We start from the raw sequence: 18,484 nt of genomic DNA on the forward strand, positions 1-18,484 counted from the left end.
TTTTGGCGATTAAAGCTGTTTGATCTTTATCGTTCCAGTGCGTCAATTAAGGCTCGCACATCGTGCCGCTGGACGTCGCACTCTGAATTACGCCACTGGTATCAGCGACCCAATTAATGGTGCAGTCACGATAAGGATTTTTGAATGCGTGTACTGTATAACCATTGTCTAACGGCTTCTTCGTCTCAATCCAAGCATAGTTGCGAGACGCCCAAAAACTGATAGGGCGTGAGCGTTCGGTGAGATAACGTTCTTGTACATCGGTTATGTCTGAACCGATGTATTGTTGAATATGTTCTTCCGTGCTGGCTACTTGACTGGTACACGCCGTTGCTAGCGCAGCAAAAGCCAAAACAATAATACGCATTTCAAATCCTTTTAAGCTTAATTAGCTATCTCAAACCAGTGGTCAAATAGTCCCAACTTTCTATCCTTAAAGCCACAACTTTTACCTTAAACCCATCTCAGTCAAGGATGTTGAGATTGAGGTTTTTTTGAGCTTTGACCCTGTTATCGATTACCTCTAATAGAACGAATCAAGTCCCTCTAGTACACGTTAGCAAGAATATGCATACAGTTCGATTACTTCCGATGTAATGTTATGTAAATTTCCTTACGCCGCTCGGCAAACGTAAACAATGTAAATTGAATGCCAATACGAATGATTATCAACTAAATTGTCGCCATAAAATTTATAGGTATTGGTTTGTATGTCGTTAAAAAGTAGGGCGGTTCAGTCATGGGCTCGTCGACTTCATGTTTATATTTCTATGGCACTTCTGTTCGTGGTTCTTTTTTTCTCAGTGACAGGTATCACCCTGAACCGACCTGAGTTATTTGAATCAAGCCAACCCAATATTCAACGCTCTACGCTAACGCTTCCTACGAGTTTATTTACAATCCAAGACGGCCGTTTAAAAGCTGACGAGACAGCATTTGAAACGTTTCTGTTTGAAGAAGCTAACCTCTCCGGCGTTCCTTCAGGTTTGGACATCTACGCAGAGATTGAAGACGGTGAGTTGCTCATCGGTGAAGTGTCTATGGACTTCAAAGGACCAGGCTACAACGCTTCCGTGTTTGTTGACGTTGCGTCTGAATTTGTAGAAGTCGAAACCACTAATTACGGCGTTATCGCATTGTTGAACGATCTACACAAAGGTCGTAACAGCGGAGAAGTATGGAAATGGTTTATCGATATCACCGCGCTACTGATGATCTTCTTTGTGCTGACTGGCGTGTGCTTACTGCTACCTAAGAAAAAGACACTCAATACCTCCATCAAGTGGACGGTGTTTGGGTCTGCAATCTCACTTGTTATCTATTTTGTCGCCGTGCCTTAACACTTGATTCGATTGATGAATCGGATTGAAGAACGAACTTAAGGTTAAACGGATTTAAAAGGTTGTTAAACATGAAAAAAATGAACTGGAGTAAGGCACTTCTTGCTTTATCTCTTTTGCCAAGCCTAGTTATGGCACAAGCGATCCCTGATACGGCAAAACTTGATGTGAACTTTAAGCTACCAAAGATCGATACCTCTATGTACGCGCGTCCTTATGTGGCGGTGTGGGTAGAGAACAGCGAACGAAAGTCAGTGAAAACCATCGAGCTTTGGGTCGGTAAAGACGAATGGCTTAAGGATTTGCGTAGCTGGTGGAGAAAGGTTGGCCGTTACGATCGTGAACTGGTTGACGCTGTGACGTCTGCAACACGCCCTGCTGGTCAGTACCGTTTCGTTTGGGATGGCAAGAGCGACAGCGGTGAAACGCTAGAACAAGGCGAGTACACGGTTCATATCGAAGTTGTTCGCGAACACGGTGGCCGTAATTACCTTCGTCAAAAAGTATCACTAACGGATACAAATGCTTCATATGAGCTAAAGGCAACGGAAGAGACGGGTGAAATCACTCTGAACTATATCGCTAGATAGTAAGTGCGAAATCGCAAAAGCAAACTGAACAGAATAGACAGTCGTCATCGTAGGCTCAGATAGAGCGACACGGCTAACAATTATAAATAATGGAATTGAACATGATGAAACAGATAAAAATTAAGGCACTTGCACTAGCGGGTGTTATGGCATTTGGCTTAGCAGCAACGACAACAGCGCAAGCTCACCCGCGTTGGATCCTGCCATCTCACTTCACTGTATCTAAAGAAGGTGGTGATTGGCTAACGTTCGACGTAACTGCGTCTCACGGTACGTTTGTGTTTGATAAGCCTGCTGGTAGCGAAAATGCTCATGTCATCATGCCAGACGGTCGCAGCGAGCGTCCTAACTTTGTTATTCGTGGTAAGCGCCGCTCTATCTTCGACTTCTATTTTGAAGAAGAAGGTACGCACAAAGTTGCGATCAACAATGAACCGTCTTACTACACACAATACAAAGCAGGCCGCCGTGACACGGTGAAATGGATGAAGGCAAACAAAGCGGAGCGTGGCTCTGTGCTTCCTGAAAAATCACGTGACGTGGTAACACAAATCAGCTTCACCCGCGCAGAAAGCTACATCACGGTAGGTAAGCCAACAGATTCAGTCTTTAAAATTGAAGGCAAGCTTCTTGAAATGAAGCCTGTGACACACCCATCAGACATCGTTGAAGGCGAACCAGTGACATTCCAGTTCTTCTACAACGGTGATGTTCAGAAAGGCGTGAAGGCGGAAATCACTCGTGAAGGTACGCTTTACCGCAACCACCAAGAGCAGATTGACGTGGTGAGCGATGAGAACGGCGAGATCACCTTTACTCCAGACGTAGCGGGTCGTTACGTAATGAAAGCGAACTACAAAGGTGAGTTGATTGACAACCCACTGGCAGACAAAGCAAGCGCGAACGTTCACCTAACGTTCGAAACACTGCTTCAATAATCTGTGCTATCGGGGGCTAGGTTCCTGATTAAGCAACCAAAAACTTAAGGGCTCATTTGAGCCCTTTATCGCTCAGTTTATTACTGAGAATTTGCACTGTGGCTAGGGTACGAACCATGACAATAAAAACAAAACTTAACGCATTAATGACTCCTTGCTTAGCACTGGGACTTGGTTTCGCTGCATTACCTGCACAAGCACACTTTCCATTGATGAGTTGCTGGTTTGAAGGCAAAACCGTGGCCTGTGAAGCGGGTTATTCAGACGGTAGTAAAGCGATTGATTACGCGGTTGAGATGTACGACTACGAAGACAACTTGATTGCGAAAGAGATGACGGATAAGCGCTCTATCGTTGAGTTTCCAAACCCAGACACTGAGTTCTATCTTGTGTTTGATTCAGGCCACGAGTTTCCTGTTGAAGTGGACGTTGTTGAGATCAGTGAGAAATGATGATTGAAGGTGTACGTGCAGACACGGGTGGCAGAGAAGGCAAATGGGTAGGGCTGAGCATTGTATTCATCCTGAGCTTTGCCACGGTCGCTATCCCATTTCATCAGGCAGAATCCCACGTTAAAGCAGTGCTTGATCATCAAATTTTGGTGACTGATGTTGAACAAGAAAACTTGGCGATGTTATCAGAGCTGCGTTTGGCTCATGAAGAGATTCGTGACCTGCGTATTGACTCAGACGGCGAATGGCCGAGTGTCGGATCACTTAAAGATGAATGGGTTGCGCCATTTGTAGAAGACCAAAGCTGGAAGCGCAAAGGTTCTCATACTTGGTTATTGGACGAGCGTGGTTATTATTTCTCTACTCCAAGTGAATATGCGACACCAAGTGGACAACCTACACCAACTGATCATGGTTTTGCAGATTCTTTTATTTTAAACGCGAACAGCGTTTCTCCAGAAATCTGGATCTTCTTCGATGGTGTAGCGAAACAGCCTGATACTTTTGACCAACAAATGCTTGAGTCTACCGGCTGGAAAATGGTTGTGAATGAATCAGAAATTGAACTGCATCATGCTTCTTCTCATTAACTCGAGATTCTCGAAATACAAAATGCTCACAAATAATAAGAGATTTACTATGCGAATTATGACTCTGTTCATGTCGTTACTAGCGGTGTTCATGGCACCTAATGCATTAGCAAAAGAATACAAGGTCGACAGCGACAAGCTGACGATTGGTATCACGCTTCAACCTTACTACAGCTATGTGAAAGCCGTAGTAGGCGACAAAGTGAACATTCTTCCTTTAGTTGACGCTGGTTTCAACCCACATAACTACCTGCCACAACCGAACGACCTGAAACGATTGAGCCAGATGGACGCAATCGTAGTAAACGGCATTGGTCACGACGACTTCGCGCTTAAAGTGATTTCAGCCGCGCAACGTGATGATTTAGTGGTGATCGAAGCAAACAAAGAAGTGCCTCTACTTCCCGCATTAGGCCAGTCTGTTGGTCAAGGTGCCGTGAACCCGCATACTTTTGTTGGCCTATCGACCACGATTCAAAAGGTTTACACCATCGCAAGTGAAGTTTCTAAGCTCGACCCAGACAATGCTGCGTTCTATCGCAAGAACGCGCGCAAATACGCCAAGCAATTTCGTTTTATGAAGCGTGATGCGATGTTGTCATTAGGTGAGCTAGACACATCTGGCATGAAAGTAGCGACAACACACAATGCGTATGGCTACATCCTCCAAGAGTTTGGTGTGGATGTGGCGGCGGTGATTGAACCTGCACACGGTGTTGAGCCAAGTGCTAGTCAACTGCAAGAGACGATCGAAAAGATCCGCGCATCGGGTATTGATGTTCTGTTCTACGAGCTAAATATGCCAAACCGTTTTGTTGACACCATTGAAGCTGAAACAGGCGTTCAGCTTTACCGTTTTTCTCACATGACGCACGGCGAATATGAAGACGATAAAGTGGAAGTTGAGATGAAGAAAAACCTAGAAACGTTAATCGAAGCAATGAAATTTGCGGCGGCGAACCAAGTTAAAAGCGGGAACGCATAATGCTAGGTCCATCAATCTCAATTAATAAACTCGGCCTGCAATACGATAACAACGAGATTCTTGATGATATCTCACTAGAACTTAAAGCGGGTGAGTGTCATGTGATTATGGGACCAAACGGTGGCGGCAAAACTTCTTTGTTGCGATCTGTACTTGGACTTACGCCTTTCTCTGGTCAAATCAATATCCACTGGCCAGAAAAGCCCAGTATTGGTTACGTTCCCCAAAAAGCGACTTTCGAATCGAGCTTACCTTTGACGGTAATGGACTTCGTATTGCTTAATCAAACGCGAATCCCATTGTTTTGGCGCCGTAAATCTAAGCAATTGGATCTTGCTCTTGCCCAGTTAGACCGCGTTGGCATAGCGACACGCAGCGACCGCCGCATGGGACAGTTATCGGGTGGTGAGCAGCAACGCGTGTTGTTTGCTCAAGCGTTATTGGATAACCCAAGTCTATTGGTGTTGGATGAACCTACGACCGGTATGGACGAACAGGGCGTGCGTTATCTGGAATCGCTGATTCGTGAATGTGTTAATGAAGGTCGTACGATTCTTGCGGTACACCACGATGTCACGGCAGTTCGTCGACTTGAAGCGAACGTACATGTCGTTAACCGATTCTTAGTGGATAGTGGCCCGCATGAGCAAGTTCTGCATCCAACTAAGATTGAGCGTCTGTTCCAGCATTACAGCAGTGGCGCTGCAATTTCTGAATCGAAGGAGGTTGCGTAATGGATTGGTTACGACAACTTGCCATTAGTGGTGTTGAAGCGGGTCTGTTATCAGAAAGCTTCATGTATGCCTTCATGGTAAACGCTTTGGTTGCAGCGTTACTACTTGGTCCTCTATTAGGTGGTCTGGGTACTTTGGTGATTGCCAAGCGTCTGGCTTTCTTCTCAGAAGCCGTTGGTCACGCCGCGTTAACTGGTATTGCAATTGGTGTTTTGCTTGGTGAGCCACCAGAAAACCCAATCATTGGTCTGTTTAGCTTCTGTATGATCTTCGCTCTGCTTCTTCATTTTGTAAGAAATAGAACCAACGTTCCATACGATACCTTGGTTGGTGTGTTCCTTGCGCTGGCATTGGCAGTGGGTGCAGCGTTACTGATGTACGTGGCTCGTAAGATCAATATTCACATGCTTGAGAACGTACTGTTTGGTTCGATCCTTACGGTAACGGACCAAGACTTAGCGATTCTCGCAGGCAGTTGCGCGATCATCATTTTGCTTTTGATACCGACATTCAACCGTATCCTGCTTACCTGCATCAGTCCTGATATTGCGAAGGTTCGCGGTTACAACACCAGTTTCTACGACTACCTGTTTGTCATGATGATTACGTTAGTCACGATTGCTGCCGTGAAGATCGTGGGTGCAGTTTTGGTAGGCGCTTTGTTATTGATTCCAGGTGCGACGGCTCGACTACTAACTAAACGCATGGGTAGCTTTGTGCTGTTATCAGCTCTGCTTGCGACCATTGCTTGTTTGGTTGGTACGGTATTACCAATGGAACTTAAATTGCCAGTACCGTCAGGTGCTTCAATCATCATCGTTTCTGCAACGTTTTTCCTAGCAGCAACGTTATACCGAATTGTAAGAAAGGCGTAATCATGACTTGTTTAATGAATCGTATCACTAGCTCAGTAAAACGTATCGCTAGTTCAGTAAAAACAGCGGCTCAAGTAGGTGTGCTTGGTAGTGTGTTAATGGCTGGCTCTGTGATGTCACTGAACGTGAATGCGGAAGATATTCTAACGAGTACACCTGTAACCTATGCACTAGCGACAGAGCTAACTAAAGGCACTGACATCACGACGGAGTACCTGCCACCAAAGCGCTATGGTATTGATCGTCTGCCGAATTGGTTTGGTACCAAGGGGGCAAGTAAAGTGTTTCAATCCGGCGAAAAGGCGACGGTAGCAGTCACGTTGTCATCCATCTGGCAAGCTGATCCTACATTTGTTTACGCAAGACAAGGCAATATCCGTTTGGTTGAGGTTGATGCCGCTCAAGCCATTACACCACGAGCACAAGGTGTTGCCGCGCTGACGTTATCAAATGGCGATGTGTCTAAATACGCATGGTTAAACCCAACCAACTTGATTCGTATGGCGGCGATTGTTGCTGATGACTTTAAGTTATTGTGGCCGGCGCAAGCTGAGACCATTGATAGCAACCTACAGCGTGTAATGCTTGATGTGCGTGAACTGATTAACAAGCAACAAGCAGTCTTACTGGATAACGACGTAGACTCTGTATTGTTGCTTTCAGAAAGCTTGGAAGATTTCGCTTCAGGTACTCAACTGTTTGTTGAAGAACGTATGTTCAAAGCTGAACTTGAATGGACAGAACAAGACAAAACCAAACTCAAAGCGATGTTTTCAGAAGACGATGCTCTATGGTTAGTTACAGCGAAAAAGCCAAGCAACTTGATTAAATCATTGGTACCGAATGAGCGTATCTTGGTTGTGGATTCTGTTGATCGTTGGGGTAGAGCAGGAATCAACGCAAAAGCACCGTTTGCTCGTTGGGAAGTGCAACCTTTCAAAGGTTAGGTGGCTAAAATAAGCGAGCTAATAAACCGCTCGATCAAAAAAGCAGCCCAAATAGAGGCTGCTTTTTTTGTTTTTGTTCATCTGCTCTGTGTATTGAGCTAGACAAGGGCTGCGAGTATAAACTTACTCTGCAGTTTTTGTCTCTTCAGCTTCAACAGTTGTTTCGACTGTGCCTTCAGCCTGCTCTTGAGCTGCTTTAGCCTGTTCTTCAGCTTCCATTTTTGCACGGTCAGCTTTAGAAATGTAGCGAGGCTTGTTGCTACTATGCAGTTTAGAATTCGCCTGTTTCTGCTTCTTTTTTAGAATTTGATTGATTTTTTTCTTACGGTTCATTGCTGCATAGCCTTGTATTTAGTTTAGGCGGTGGAGGATAATCATTTTAGCTCTAGAACTCAATATTTACATGGTATTCAGCAAGGAAAATATCACTATGCATGCAGTCGAGACCGAACGCTTACGATTAAGAATGATCACACCTCAAGATGCGGCGTTTATTCAACGATTATACAGCTCAGAAGATTTCCTGCGTTACATTGGTGATAAGGAAATCAGCGACACTGAAAAGGCTGTCGAGTACATCGAAAACAACATTCTTAAGATGCATGAAGAGAAGGGTGTTTGCCTATTGATGGTCGAAATAAAGGATTCCTTAACCCCAATTGGTATTTGCGGATTAATTAAAAGAGATAGCTTAGACTCGCATGATATTGGCTATGGCTTTGTTCCTGAAGTGTATGGGCAAGGGTTTGCTCATGAAGCGGCAAAAGCAATAATCGAACAAGCTAAGCAGAATGCTGACATCGATCATTTAGTTGCCATCACTACCTCTGATAACATTCGAAGCATCGCACTACTGACTAAACTGGGTTTTGCGTTCGAGCGGGTTGAAGACGTGATAAGTGAAAGCGTTAATCTCAATCTGTACAGTCTCTCTCTGGGTAGTTAATCATGTTCCAACATAACAATATTCTACAAGGTGAACTCGCGACGGAGTACAAAACCGTTATTGCGATGGTGCACATCTACTGTAAAGATCACCACGGTGCAGTGTGTCCGAATGGCGCGTTATGTGAAGAGTGTGAGCAATTGTTGCGCTATGCCGAAACACGACTTGATCGCTGCCCTTATGGCGAAGCAAAACCGACCTGCAATAAGTGTCCGATTCATTGCTATAAGCCCGACCCTAAAGAGCAGATGCGTTTAGTGATGCGTTATGCCGGGCCAAGAATGTTACTCAAGCATCCGATTTTAGCGATCAGGCATTTGATACATGAAAAACGAAAAGTGCCCGAGAAGCCGCTGCCGAATGTGTCGAACCGCCATATCCGAATGAACAAGAAGTAACGTATTGTTTGCCGTACAAAACGGTTCAGAAACAAGAAAGGTCTGATTTCTCAGACCTTTTTGTGTTTATATTCGATACCTAAAACTAGAACCTTGAACGTAAGAGATTACGCTACTTGAGGTTGTTCGTAGGTCACCGTCAGGTTGTTGATCCAGCGTCGGCTTAGGTAACGATGAGAACAAATTGCCAGTTTCACCACTTCTTCTACCAACATCAAACCATAGATGTATTTGAAATCCCATCCAGCGACAAACGCGCCGTAAACACATACTGGAATGCCCACCATCCACATCGCGATGAAATCCATACGCAGGCAGAACGCATTATCGCCACCAGCGCGAATAATGCCATTGATGATCACCATGTTCAGCATGCGGATCACCACAGCAAAGCACATGATCATCATTGCTGGCGCGGCGAGTGGATACAGTTTCTCGTCTGTTAAGTTCAGCCAACTCAACACGTGCTCTTTGCCTAGGAAGAGAAGAAGGCCAACAACCGCGCCAAATCCAATCACAGCCTTTATGAATGTTAGACCCATGCTCATAGCATCATCAAATTCATCACGGCCGAGTGAGTGGCCAAGCAGTACAGAACACGCCACTGAGATACCAAAGAAGATCGAGTAACACAGCGATTCAAATGGTGCGAGCATCGAAAACACCGCAAGCTCAGTCGTGCCCATGTGACCGAAAATCATTTGATATGCCATGGTACCCATTGCCCACAACACAGCATTCATCGTCAACGGCAAAGCAATGCGACGGTAAGACAACCACAATGACGGGCGATGTGGTGAGCTCGGTGTCGTTAATAGCCAATGTTTACGCATACGCATGTAGCTATACATCAAGCCCACTTGAATCAATCGCGCTAAGGTTGTCGCCAATGCCGCACCTGCGACGCCCATTGCTGGAATGCCGAAAGCACCTTTAATAAGAATGAAGTTAAGCGCAATGTTGAGTGCGATGGTAACGCCACCTAATAACAGCGGAGTTACGGTGTCACCTGATGAGCGCATACTTGCTTCTACCACGACAACAATGTGAGTCAGAAGTAGAACAGGGAAGCCATACCATAGGTAAGTTGCGCCAAGTTCAATCACGGTTTGATCGCTGGTTTGCAACATCATTAAAAACTGAGAACCAAGAGTGATGATTGCAGTAACAGGCAGCAGAACTTTTAAGCCAAATATCATCGCAATCGATGATACAGTTCGTGCGCTTTTTCGGTCATTTTTCCCCCAGTATTGAGCGACTAATGTACCGTTTGCTGAGGCCAACCCTGCCATAATCATAATAGCAACGAAGTGCCATTTTGACGCAATTCCCACAGCTGCAGCTGCTTCCATACCATAATCACTGACCATTAATACGTCAGCAAGGGCAAGAATAGCCACCAGCGCACTTTGCAAAGCGACAGGTAAGCCAAGTTTAACGATACGAGGCAAGATGCTCTCTGGCTTGTTATTCATAGATGAGTTAGGGTTGATGTTAGTTGTCATAAGCTCTCCGATTTATGGCAGAACTATAGTGATTTGAGTGAAGTAACAACATGTTTAAAAAACAACAAAACCTGTGCAAATCCGTCATTGATTCAATGAGACCAAAATCAACTTGGTATGATGATGTTTTTCTCGCTGAACAGTGCAAAGAACGTTTTTTGACCGTTGAAGATATTCCAGAGATGAAAAGCTTTGGTGTTTATATGGGCGGTATGGCGAAGCTATATGATGGTTATTGGGTTGAGCGTGAATCCGTTAATGTTCATACGTTGATTTTCACTATGGAAGGTGGTGGTATTCTAACAACCGCAACATCGGTACAAGCGATTACGCCTTATACACTCGTGGTTCTTCCTGCTGAAACCCCATTTCGTTTTGAACTCGATCCTCAATATAATTATTGGAAAATGGCGTGGATGTTGACGCCTGACACTAAGCAGTGGCAGCACATCGCAAGTTTAGGTCAGGGGATTGTGCCGTTCGGAGAGTGTGAGCAGATCTGGTCATTAATGAACTTGGTTTACTTTGAGATAGGCGGTAGAGCCAGTTACCGTAAGTTACTCTTGAGTGAAATTATTCGAACCTTGACGGGGTTTGAGCCTAAGTCGACCAGCACCACTGCACGTGTTCAAGCGCTTTATAACGAGATTGAAAGCAGTCTGCACCAGCCATGGACAGTAGCAGGGATGGCCGAAAGAGTGTTCATTAGTGAAGAGCAACTCAACCGAGTCACCAAGACGCTATTTAACCTGTCACCACGCAGCAAATTGATTCAATTACGTATGGATAAAGCCACCAGTCTGCTGAAATATCAAGATTGGTCTGTTTCTATGATTGCTAATCGCTTGGGCTACAAGGATCCTTATAACTTTTCGCATCGTTTCAAAAAGCATTTCGGCTTGTCACCCAGTCAGTATCGAAAGAGTCATCGACTGCCCGGTTAGCTTTGCTTGTTTCCTCGATCAATTACGCAAGATCAAGCTTTGCAGTAATATTACGGTATTGAGCTATCTATCAATTTAGTATTTTTACTCTATTCGGTACTATTGGAAATATCTAAAAAACATCAATGCATATGCAATGTGAGGAATAAATGCAACAAGCTATCGGTAAGGTGAATGATTTTACTCTTCCATCAAAGCTCACTTTAAATAATAAAGAGTTTCAATCATGCACGAAAATTGTTCGAAAACAGGGCTGTGGTTCAATAATAGGAACGCTTTCTGAGCCTCATCGTAAAGTGCTTTTCTATCTTTACCTGAACAGAGGTCAAGTAGTTAGCAAGCAAATATTGAAGAGCGTAGGCTGGGCTGGTAAAGCTGTGACATCTGCTTCTGTTTTGGTCGCTATTTACGAAATAAGAAGGATTCTTGACTGTCGTTGTATTCAAACAATTTCCAACGAAGGGTATGTCATGGAGTAATAAATAATCTCCTATTGATATCCTATTAATATTTTAATAATAAAAATTTAATCTCTTTACCGTACGAATTCCATTGATTATCGTCAAATCTAAAACGTCCACATATAAGCGACGTTATATAAATACGAACAAATCTGACATTGTCGCTGGCTATATAGTAAGGGAATGATATAAAAATGGACTCTTATCCTGTAATAGAAACGAACCATTCTGAAAACAACGTAGTACTTGAATTAAACGGTAAAATTGTTGAACTCAACACCAAACTTGTTCGCAACGTAGAGAACGGCTACGTACTGGCTACTATGCCTTTGGCATACCGAAAGATCATTCTATTTATGAATCGACATAGGGGTGAATTGTTCAGTGTTAGTCAATTAAAGAAGATTGGCTGGGAAAGTGAGAAAGTGACCAACTCATCTGTGATTGTTGCGATATCCGAAATAAGATCGTTATTCGGAGATGGATTAATCATTACCATCACTGGTGAAGGTTACGTATTTCAACCTTAACTTTCTAAAATAATAGACGTTATTGTTATTTGTTGTCGATCTTTCTTACCGTTGGCATAAAACAAAAAGGGCCCTTCGCTTAGACATCAAGTCTTAACTCGGAGCCCTAATGACACGTATTTGGTGTCAGTCTATTTAGGCTTACTCGCCTGCAATCTGTAGGTGAGAGCGCTTTAGGCTAGCAATCAACATGTAGATCGTTGTCGCTAATAGAGACGCAAACAGGTAAGTGAATAAGCCTGCTTGTGAATCCATGAAGCTGTCTGCCACGATTGGACCCGCAACTGAACCGATGCTGTAGCAAAGCAGCATGATTTGAGTCACTGACACCAAGTAGCTTGGATCTAAGTTACGACAGCCCAAGTTGATCGCGATTGGGTAAAGCGCAAATGTCGCCATGCCTAGCACGAACAGGCTCATGCCTAGTACGTAGAAGTCATGATTGATCGTTAGTACGCCAATGCTTGCAACACCGAGTAGGCAGAACAAAGCCATTAACAACACTTGACCTACATGGTGAGACAACCAAGTCACCATTGGCTGTACAGCCATGCCACCCATGATCACTAAAGCCATCAAACCACCAATGTCTTCGTGCGCAATGTTACGTTGAGCAAGCTCTACTGGCATCAAACCGTAAATTGCACCCAGAGTAAGTCCTGAAACGATGCAGCCAATTAAAGCGCTGTGGCTTAACTTGCTGACCTGTTTTAGAGACAAAGATTGAGCATCATGAATCTGTGGTGGTGTCGCTTGTCCGTACATCAGCACAATGATCGCACCAAATAGTAGAGTGAACATCGCGATAAAAGGTACGCCGCCAGTAATACCTAGGTAACCAATGCCTAGCTGACCAACTGCAGAACCGCCGTACAAAGAACACATGTAAATCGCTAGGCGTTTTGCACGTTGTGATTCGTCACCGCTCATAAGCCATGATTCAACAATTACGAAGATGCCTGCTACCGCAACACCAGCGACAAAACGAGCCAATAGCCATACTGCTTGATGTGGGATCAATGGCAACACAAGGATCGTTGCGATGAATACACTCAGTGCCACTACAAATGCGTCTTTATGACCAATACGAGCAATCGCACGCTCGATCAATAACGTACCCGCTAAAAGGCCTGCATAAAAGGCACTCGCCAACCAACTCGATAGATTACTGTCTAGGCCATATTCAGACAGCATTAATGGCAAAGAGCTCATTAAGTAGCCTGAAGCGATCGCGTAGAAAGACAGTGCAATAACTGGAACGGTTATGCGAGTTGTTGGTTGGATGTTGTCCAATGCAGGAGCCTCCGATAGTGAAAGAAACGATGAATTTTCCGCGACTATGGGGGAGAAACTAAATTGGGTAAAACGAATAAAAATGGTCGTTAAGATAAAAGAAATTTATCGATCAACTAAACTAAAATACGGTTGCGATATTTGATGGTTTGACGAGATTTTATGTGGTTATAAAGCCGTTAAACCCTTGTTCATTGGCTATTTAATTGAGAGGGTCAAAACAAATTTATTTGTATCGTTGAAATTAAATTTGAAGTGCAGTTTACGATAAGAGCGCTTCTTTACGGTATTGGCGTGGCGAGTTACCACTCCACTTACGAAAGGCATGTCGAAAGTTAGCACTATCAGAAAAGCCAACTCGTTCAGATATCTCTTCAATACTCATTTGAGTTGAAGAAAGGTAGTGCCGGGAAAGGTGATAGCGAACATGATCAAGTATCTTCTGATAGCTTGTATCAGCAGCCTTTAGATGACGGCGCAGTGTTCGAGAAGACATGCCGAGTTCTGAAGAAATGGATTCTATCGAAGGGTAACATCCCGGCCTTTCAATCAGCATCTGTGAGACTTTCTCTTTGAGGCTGGTGGGTGCACTGACTTTTGCCAACATGTCATCACACGACTTTAAGCACATCTGTAAAGTGATGGTATTGGCGGTAGGAAGAGACGAATACAAGGTGGTTGCGTCAAACTCCCATTCAAGACGGTCACTATTGAATTCAACCGGGCAACCAAAAACTTCTGTATAAAGATCCCCGTATTCAGGTTTTGGATAGGGGAATCGGATCACTTGAGAAGGAAAGGGTTGTTGCAAGACTTCTTCGCACAAACTGTGTATCGCCGCGAACCAGTATTCACAACAAAAAGGCAGTAAAGAATCAAGTTCGATCAGTTGCTCTGCCCGAAAGTAGCCAACGTTGTCTTCTACTGACATGGTCTTTCTAAGAACTGGGCCAGCAAGTTGCAGATACTTGAACCCAATCAGTAAAGCATCCAACAGCGTTTCGCTACTGAATACCGCATAACCCAAAACACCAAAGTCACTAAATCGTGCTTGTTGGCCGACTCTTAACCCTAAACCACCTTCATCTGTGTTCGCTAACGCATTACTGAACACAGCAAGCTTTTGCGCCAAAGTGATGTGTGTATCAGGTGTGTTGAGTTGGAGAGCATCGATGTTACTGCCTTCGAGTAACTCTTCGATACAGAGAGCAGGTGATAGGTAACGATGCAGCAACTGAAGATCCAGAATGCCGAATGCTTGCATATCGGGTTCGTAAACTGCGGTGTATTCCATAAGCTGCCTCTTGTTGAATATCGATATTTTAACCGAACTTTTAACATTTATGCCTGTTGCTTGTTCTCACTTTCGCAAGCTTGTTCCAAATTTTGGTTTATGTGTGCAAGGTTTTATTGGGCTTGCGCAGGCTTTGTCCGAATTTCACCGGTTTTTGTCTTTTTGAAACCTGTTCGAAATGTTGCCAAAATGTTGTAATTTCTTGAGTTGCACATTGGAGCGTCTCAGACATTTTGCTCAATAACTACTATTTTGCTCAATAAATACTCTTACCTACATGACACACCAGTGTGCAGGCTCGTGATTACAAGAAAGATACTTATTACAACGATTAGAACGTCTACGGTGACCGCCACTAACAGGTCTAAGCCGCATAAGGAGATCATGGATGCACAATCTTGCTGTTAATTTGGAACGTAGTGCTTCGCTTTTTCCAACTAAAGCTGCTCTGCGTATGGGATCGGATGAAATCAGCTTTTCTCAGTTAGAACAACTTTCTGGAAACGTGGCTGCTAACTTGAAAAGACTTGGGTTGCAGAAGGGAGATAAGGTCGCGCTGTCGTGTCCCAATGTCACTTATTTTCCCATTGCTTATTACGGTATTCTAAAAGCAGGCTGTGTAGTAGTGCCTTTAAACGTGTTGTTTAAGGCTCGAGAGATCGCATATCACCTCAATGACTCTGATGCGAAAGCTTATTTATGCTTTGAGGGCAGTGAAGAGCTTCCAATTGGTCGCTATGGTTTACAAGGTTTTGAGCAGGCAAAGCACTGTGAACACTTTGTCGAGATGCCTATCCCGACAAGCGCAAACACTACTTCAGAAACAAATGAGCAGCATGAATCAATCGCTGACTGGCTAACACAACCTTTGACTCCTTTTGAATCTGTCGCTTGCTATGGTGATGATACCGCTGTGATCCTTTATACCTCTGGAACAACGGGTCAGCCAAAGGGCGCTGAGCTTTCTCACACCAACATGCAAACCAATGCGATGTCGTCACAGTACTTAATGAGATTGGAATACAGCGACACGACCATGGCTACGCTTCCTCTGTTCCACAGCTTTGGCCAAACCGTCATGATGAACGCGAGCGTGTTGACGGGGTCAACCATGGTCTTAATTCTGCGCTTTGAGCCGTCACTGGTGATCGATCAGATCATTAGCCACAAAGTGAGTGTCTTTGCTGGCGTTCCTACAATGTATATCGCGTTGCTGAAAGCGGGAGAAGAGTCTTCTGATAGTTCAGAACAAACAAGCAAACGGTCTGAACAGGTTAAACATAGCCTAAGGCTTGGCGTGTCTGGTGGTGCTTCGATGCCACTTGAGGTGATTCGTCAGTTTGAATCGCGCTTTGAATTACCGGTATTGGAAGGATACGGCTTATCTGAAACGGCGCCAGTCGCGACTTTCAATCACATTGATGGCGATCGTCTCTCGGGCAGTGTTGGTCAGCCGCTGTGTGGTCACCTTATCAAGGTTACCGATGTACAAGGCAACTCGGTAGCAATGGGAGAATTGGGCGAAGTCTGCATTAAGAGCCCAAGTGTTATGAAAGGCTACTATCAACGATCGGAAGCAACGGCAGAAGCGATTCGAGATGGTTGGTTTTTAACGGGCGATATTGGACGTGTTGATGAGCATGGAAACTTGTTCATTGTTGATCGTGTTAAAGACATGATCATCCGAGGCGGTTACAACGTTTATCCGCGAGAAATCGAAGAAGTATTGATGTGTCACCCTGATGTGGAAATGGTCGCGGTGGTGGGCGAGCACCATGATCAGTTGGGTGAAGAGATTCACGCCCATGTGGTACTACACGAGCATACACAATGTGACAGTAAAGCGTTAATGGCATGGTGCCGAGAACAACTGGCCGATTACAAATACCCTCGTAAAGTATTCATTCGTAGCGCGCTACCCATGACGGCAACAGGAAAAATCTTAAAGCGAGAGCTACATCCTTTAGAAGTTGCGGAGGCAATCAATGGATAACTATGACTTTATTATTGTAGGCGGCGGCTCAGCTGGGTGCGTGATGGCTTCTCGATTGTCAGAAGAACCAAATACTACCGTGTGTTTGCTCGAGGCTGGTGGCAAAGACACAAGCCCCTTTATTCATACTCCAGTTGGCGTTGTGGCGATGATGCCAACCAAGCTCAATAACTGGGCTTTTGAGACGGTTGAACAGCCGGGCTTAAATGGTCGTAAAGGTTATCAGCCGAGAGGGAAGACACTAGGCGGGTCGAGTTCTATTAACGCCATGATGTACGCGCGTGGGCATCGCTATGACTATGACACTTGGGAAAGTTTAGGTAATGCAGGATGGGGCTATGAGTCATGCCTGCCTTACTTTAAGAAAGCTGAAAACAACGAAGTACACAAAGATGAGTATCATGGTCAAGGTGGTCCTTTAAATGTGGCAAACCTTAGGTCACCAAGCCCAATGTTGGAACGCTATTTAACTGCCTGTGAGTTGATAGGTGTTCCTCGCAATGAAGACATCAACGGTGCCGCTCAGTTTGGTGCAATGCCGACTCAGGTGACTCAGCTGAATGGTGAGCGATGCAGCGCGGCTAAGGCTTATCTAACCCCAAATCTATCGCGTCCCAACCTTACTGTGGTGACTAAAGCAACGACTCATAAAGTCTTGTTTGAAGGTAAGAAAGCGGTCGGGGTTGAATACGGTTCTAATGGTAAACGTTATCAGATCCGATGCAACAAGGAAGTCATTTTGTCTGCAGGTGCTTTTGGCTCTCCTCAGTTATTGTTGCTATCGGGCGTTGGCGCAAAAGACGAATTAACCGTGAATGGCATTGAACAAGTTCATGAGCTGCCAGGAGTGGGTAAGAACCTGCAAGATCATATCGACTTAGTTCACTCATACAAGTGCAGTGAAAAGCGCGAAACTTTTGGTATCTCGCTGCAAATGGCATCTGAAATGACCAAAGCTTTACCGCTATGGCATAAAGAACGCCGTGGCAAGATGAGCAGCAACTTTGCAGAGGGAATCGGTTTTCTTTGTTCCGATGATCATATCGCTGTGCCGGATTTAGAGTTTGTATTTGTGGTCGCAGTAGTCGATGACCATGCGAGAAAAATTCATACCAGTCATGGCTTTACCTCACACGTCACTTTGCTGAGACCTAAAAGCCATGGCACCGTGACACTGAATAGCGCCGATCCCTACGATCCTCCCAAGATCGATCCTGCATTTTTCAGTCATCCAGAAGACATGGAGATTATGATTAAAGGGTGGAAGAAGCAGTATCAAATGCTAGAAAGCGAAGCGTTCGATGATATCCGTGGCAATGCTTTTTATCCTGTCGATGCCAATGATGACAAGGCTATTGAGCAAGATATCCGTAACCGGGCTGATACCCAATATCACCCCGTTGGAACATGTAAAATGGGACATAGCAGTGATTCATTAGCCGTGGTGGATAAAAACCTTAAAGTCTATGGGTTGAACAACTTAAGAGTCATTGATGCGTCGGTTATGCCGACATTAGTCGGGGCCAATACTAATGCGCCAACCATAATGATTGCTGAGAAAGTCGCTGATCAGATTAAAGAGCAATATAGCTTGGATAAGAAAGGCAGTACAAATAAGCAAGGCGCGAATGAGAGCGCAGAGCATGAAATGACTGGTTAGCCGGCAAGA

The 18,484-nt window shown here is 44.6% G+C and carries 20 protein-coding genes and 1 pseudogene; 16 read left to right on the forward strand and 5 right to left on the reverse strand.

The window, feature by feature from the left end; genetic code table 11:
- Positions 1-46: 46 nt before the first annotated feature.
- Positions 47-367, reverse strand: coding sequence for a hypothetical protein (locus tag AB8613_RS22130; protein ID WP_285954463.1), 321 nt, complete (start codon positions 365-367; stop codon positions 47-49).
- A 343-nt stretch (positions 368-710) separates the two neighbouring features.
- Here AB8613_RS22130 and AB8613_RS22135 point away from each other — a divergent pair, with 343 nt between their 5' ends.
- The 9 genes from AB8613_RS22135 (at position 711) to AB8613_RS22175 (ending at position 7,451) form a co-directional block, all read left to right on the forward strand.
- Complete coding sequence (locus tag AB8613_RS22135; RefSeq protein ID WP_285954464.1) at positions 711-1,340, forward strand: PepSY-associated TM helix domain-containing protein; 630 nt, start codon at positions 711-713, stop codon at positions 1,338-1,340.
- Positions 1,341-1,411: 71 nt separating this feature from the next.
- Positions 1,412-1,930 carry a DUF2271 domain-containing protein gene (locus AB8613_RS22140; protein ID WP_327784931.1) on the forward strand — a complete coding sequence of 173 codons (519 nt, stop codon included), beginning with the start codon at positions 1,412-1,414 and terminating at the stop codon, positions 1,928-1,930.
- A 101-nt stretch (positions 1,931-2,031) separates the two neighbouring features.
- Positions 2,032-2,868, forward strand: coding sequence for a DUF4198 domain-containing protein (locus AB8613_RS22145; RefSeq protein ID WP_285954466.1), 837 nt, complete (start codon positions 2,032-2,034; stop codon positions 2,866-2,868).
- Positions 2,869-2,984: 116 nt separating this feature from the next.
- Positions 2,985-3,320 (forward strand): hypothetical protein, encoded by a 336-nt coding sequence (locus AB8613_RS22150; protein WP_048608222.1) that lies wholly within the window; start codon positions 2,985-2,987, stop codon positions 3,318-3,320.
- Entirely contained in the window at positions 3,317-3,910 is a 594-nt protein-coding gene (locus AB8613_RS22155; protein ID WP_372385044.1) for a DUF6162 family protein, read from the forward strand. The genes AB8613_RS22150 and AB8613_RS22155 overlap by 4 nt, the downstream gene beginning before the upstream one ends.
- Before the next feature lie 49 nt (positions 3,911-3,959).
- Complete coding sequence (locus AB8613_RS22160) at positions 3,960-4,895, forward strand: metal ABC transporter solute-binding protein, Zn/Mn family (protein ID WP_371714511.1); 936 nt, start codon at positions 3,960-3,962, stop codon at positions 4,893-4,895.
- Positions 4,895-5,629, forward strand: a complete 735-nt coding sequence (locus AB8613_RS22165; RefSeq protein ID WP_372385045.1) for a metal ABC transporter ATP-binding protein — start codon at positions 4,895-4,897, stop codon at positions 5,627-5,629. The genes AB8613_RS22160 and AB8613_RS22165 overlap by 1 nt, the downstream gene beginning before the upstream one ends.
- Positions 5,629-6,504: a metal ABC transporter permease gene (locus tag AB8613_RS22170; protein WP_004739197.1), complete on the forward strand. Its 876-nt coding sequence runs from the start codon at positions 5,629-5,631 to the stop codon at positions 6,502-6,504. The genes AB8613_RS22165 and AB8613_RS22170 overlap by 1 nt, the downstream gene beginning before the upstream one ends.
- A 2-nt stretch (positions 6,505-6,506) precedes the next feature.
- Positions 6,507-7,451 carry an ABC transporter substrate-binding protein gene (locus AB8613_RS22175; protein ID WP_372385046.1) on the forward strand — a complete coding sequence of 315 codons (945 nt, stop codon included), beginning with the start codon at positions 6,507-6,509 and terminating at the stop codon, positions 7,449-7,451.
- A 123-nt stretch (positions 7,452-7,574) separates the two neighbouring features.
- Here AB8613_RS22175 and AB8613_RS22180 read toward each other — a convergent pair whose 3' ends face one another.
- Positions 7,575-7,784, reverse strand: a complete 210-nt coding sequence (locus AB8613_RS22180) for a DUF2986 domain-containing protein (protein ID WP_086714063.1) — start codon at positions 7,782-7,784, stop codon at positions 7,575-7,577.
- A gap of 97 nt (positions 7,785-7,881) precedes the next feature.
- On the opposite strand from AB8613_RS22180, the gene AB8613_RS22185 reads away from it, so the two are divergent.
- Both AB8613_RS22185 and AB8613_RS22190 read left to right on the forward strand, forming a co-directional pair.
- Positions 7,882-8,397: a GNAT family N-acetyltransferase gene (locus tag AB8613_RS22185; RefSeq protein WP_372385047.1), complete on the forward strand. Its 516-nt coding sequence runs from the start codon at positions 7,882-7,884 to the stop codon at positions 8,395-8,397.
- Positions 8,398-8,399: 2 nt separating this feature from the next.
- Positions 8,400-8,795 carry a nitrous oxide-stimulated promoter family protein gene (locus AB8613_RS22190; protein WP_146490424.1) on the forward strand — a complete coding sequence of 132 codons (396 nt, stop codon included), beginning with the start codon at positions 8,400-8,402 and terminating at the stop codon, positions 8,793-8,795.
- 107 nt (positions 8,796-8,902) lie between these two features.
- Here AB8613_RS22190 and AB8613_RS22195 read toward each other — a convergent pair whose 3' ends face one another.
- A complete protein-coding gene (locus AB8613_RS22195; RefSeq protein WP_146490425.1) occupies positions 8,903-10,300 on the reverse strand; it encodes an MATE family efflux transporter in 1,398 nt (465 codons plus the stop codon).
- A gap of 50 nt (positions 10,301-10,350) precedes the next feature.
- On the opposite strand from AB8613_RS22195, the gene AB8613_RS22200 reads away from it, so the two are divergent.
- The 3 genes and pseudogenes from AB8613_RS22200 to AB8613_RS22210 all read left to right on the forward strand — a co-directional run bounded on the left by AB8613_RS22200 (position 10,351) and on the right by AB8613_RS22210 (position 12,235).
- A complete protein-coding gene (locus tag AB8613_RS22200) occupies positions 10,351-11,244 on the forward strand; it encodes an AraC family transcriptional regulator (RefSeq protein WP_146490426.1) in 894 nt (297 codons plus the stop codon).
- 69 nt (positions 11,245-11,313) lie between these two features.
- Positions 11,314-11,752: pseudogene (locus AB8613_RS22205) on the forward strand (transcriptional regulator).
- A gap of 147 nt (positions 11,753-11,899) precedes the next feature.
- A complete protein-coding gene (locus tag AB8613_RS22210) occupies positions 11,900-12,235 on the forward strand; it encodes a helix-turn-helix domain-containing protein (RefSeq protein ID WP_048660133.1) in 336 nt (111 codons plus the stop codon).
- Between the two features lie 141 nt (positions 12,236-12,376).
- Here AB8613_RS22210 and AB8613_RS22215 read toward each other — a convergent pair whose 3' ends face one another.
- The gene (locus tag AB8613_RS22215) at positions 12,377-13,528 is read right to left on the reverse strand and encodes an MFS transporter (protein ID WP_137407413.1); all 1,152 of its coding nucleotides are present in this window, start codon (positions 13,526-13,528) and stop codon (positions 12,377-12,379) included.
- 262 nt (positions 13,529-13,790) lie between these two features.
- Positions 13,791-14,822 carry an AraC family transcriptional regulator gene (locus AB8613_RS22220; protein ID WP_146490427.1) on the reverse strand — a complete coding sequence of 344 codons (1,032 nt, stop codon included), beginning with the start codon at positions 14,820-14,822 and terminating at the stop codon, positions 13,791-13,793.
- 388 nt (positions 14,823-15,210) lie between these two features.
- Here AB8613_RS22220 and AB8613_RS22225 point away from each other — a divergent pair, with 388 nt between their 5' ends.
- A complete protein-coding gene (locus AB8613_RS22225; RefSeq protein ID WP_372385048.1) occupies positions 15,211-16,815 on the forward strand; it encodes a long-chain fatty acid--CoA ligase in 1,605 nt (534 codons plus the stop codon).
- Complete coding sequence (locus AB8613_RS22230; protein ID WP_372385049.1) at positions 16,808-18,475, forward strand: GMC family oxidoreductase; 1,668 nt, start codon at positions 16,808-16,810, stop codon at positions 18,473-18,475. Before AB8613_RS22225 ends, AB8613_RS22230 begins: the two co-directional genes overlap by 8 nt.
- Positions 18,476-18,484: the final 9 nt, after the last annotated feature.

This window comes from Vibrio sp. BS-M-Sm-2 (assembly GCF_041504345.1).
In the GTDB taxonomy this organism is placed as follows: domain Bacteria; phylum Pseudomonadota; class Gammaproteobacteria; order Enterobacterales; family Vibrionaceae; genus Vibrio; species Vibrio satsumensis.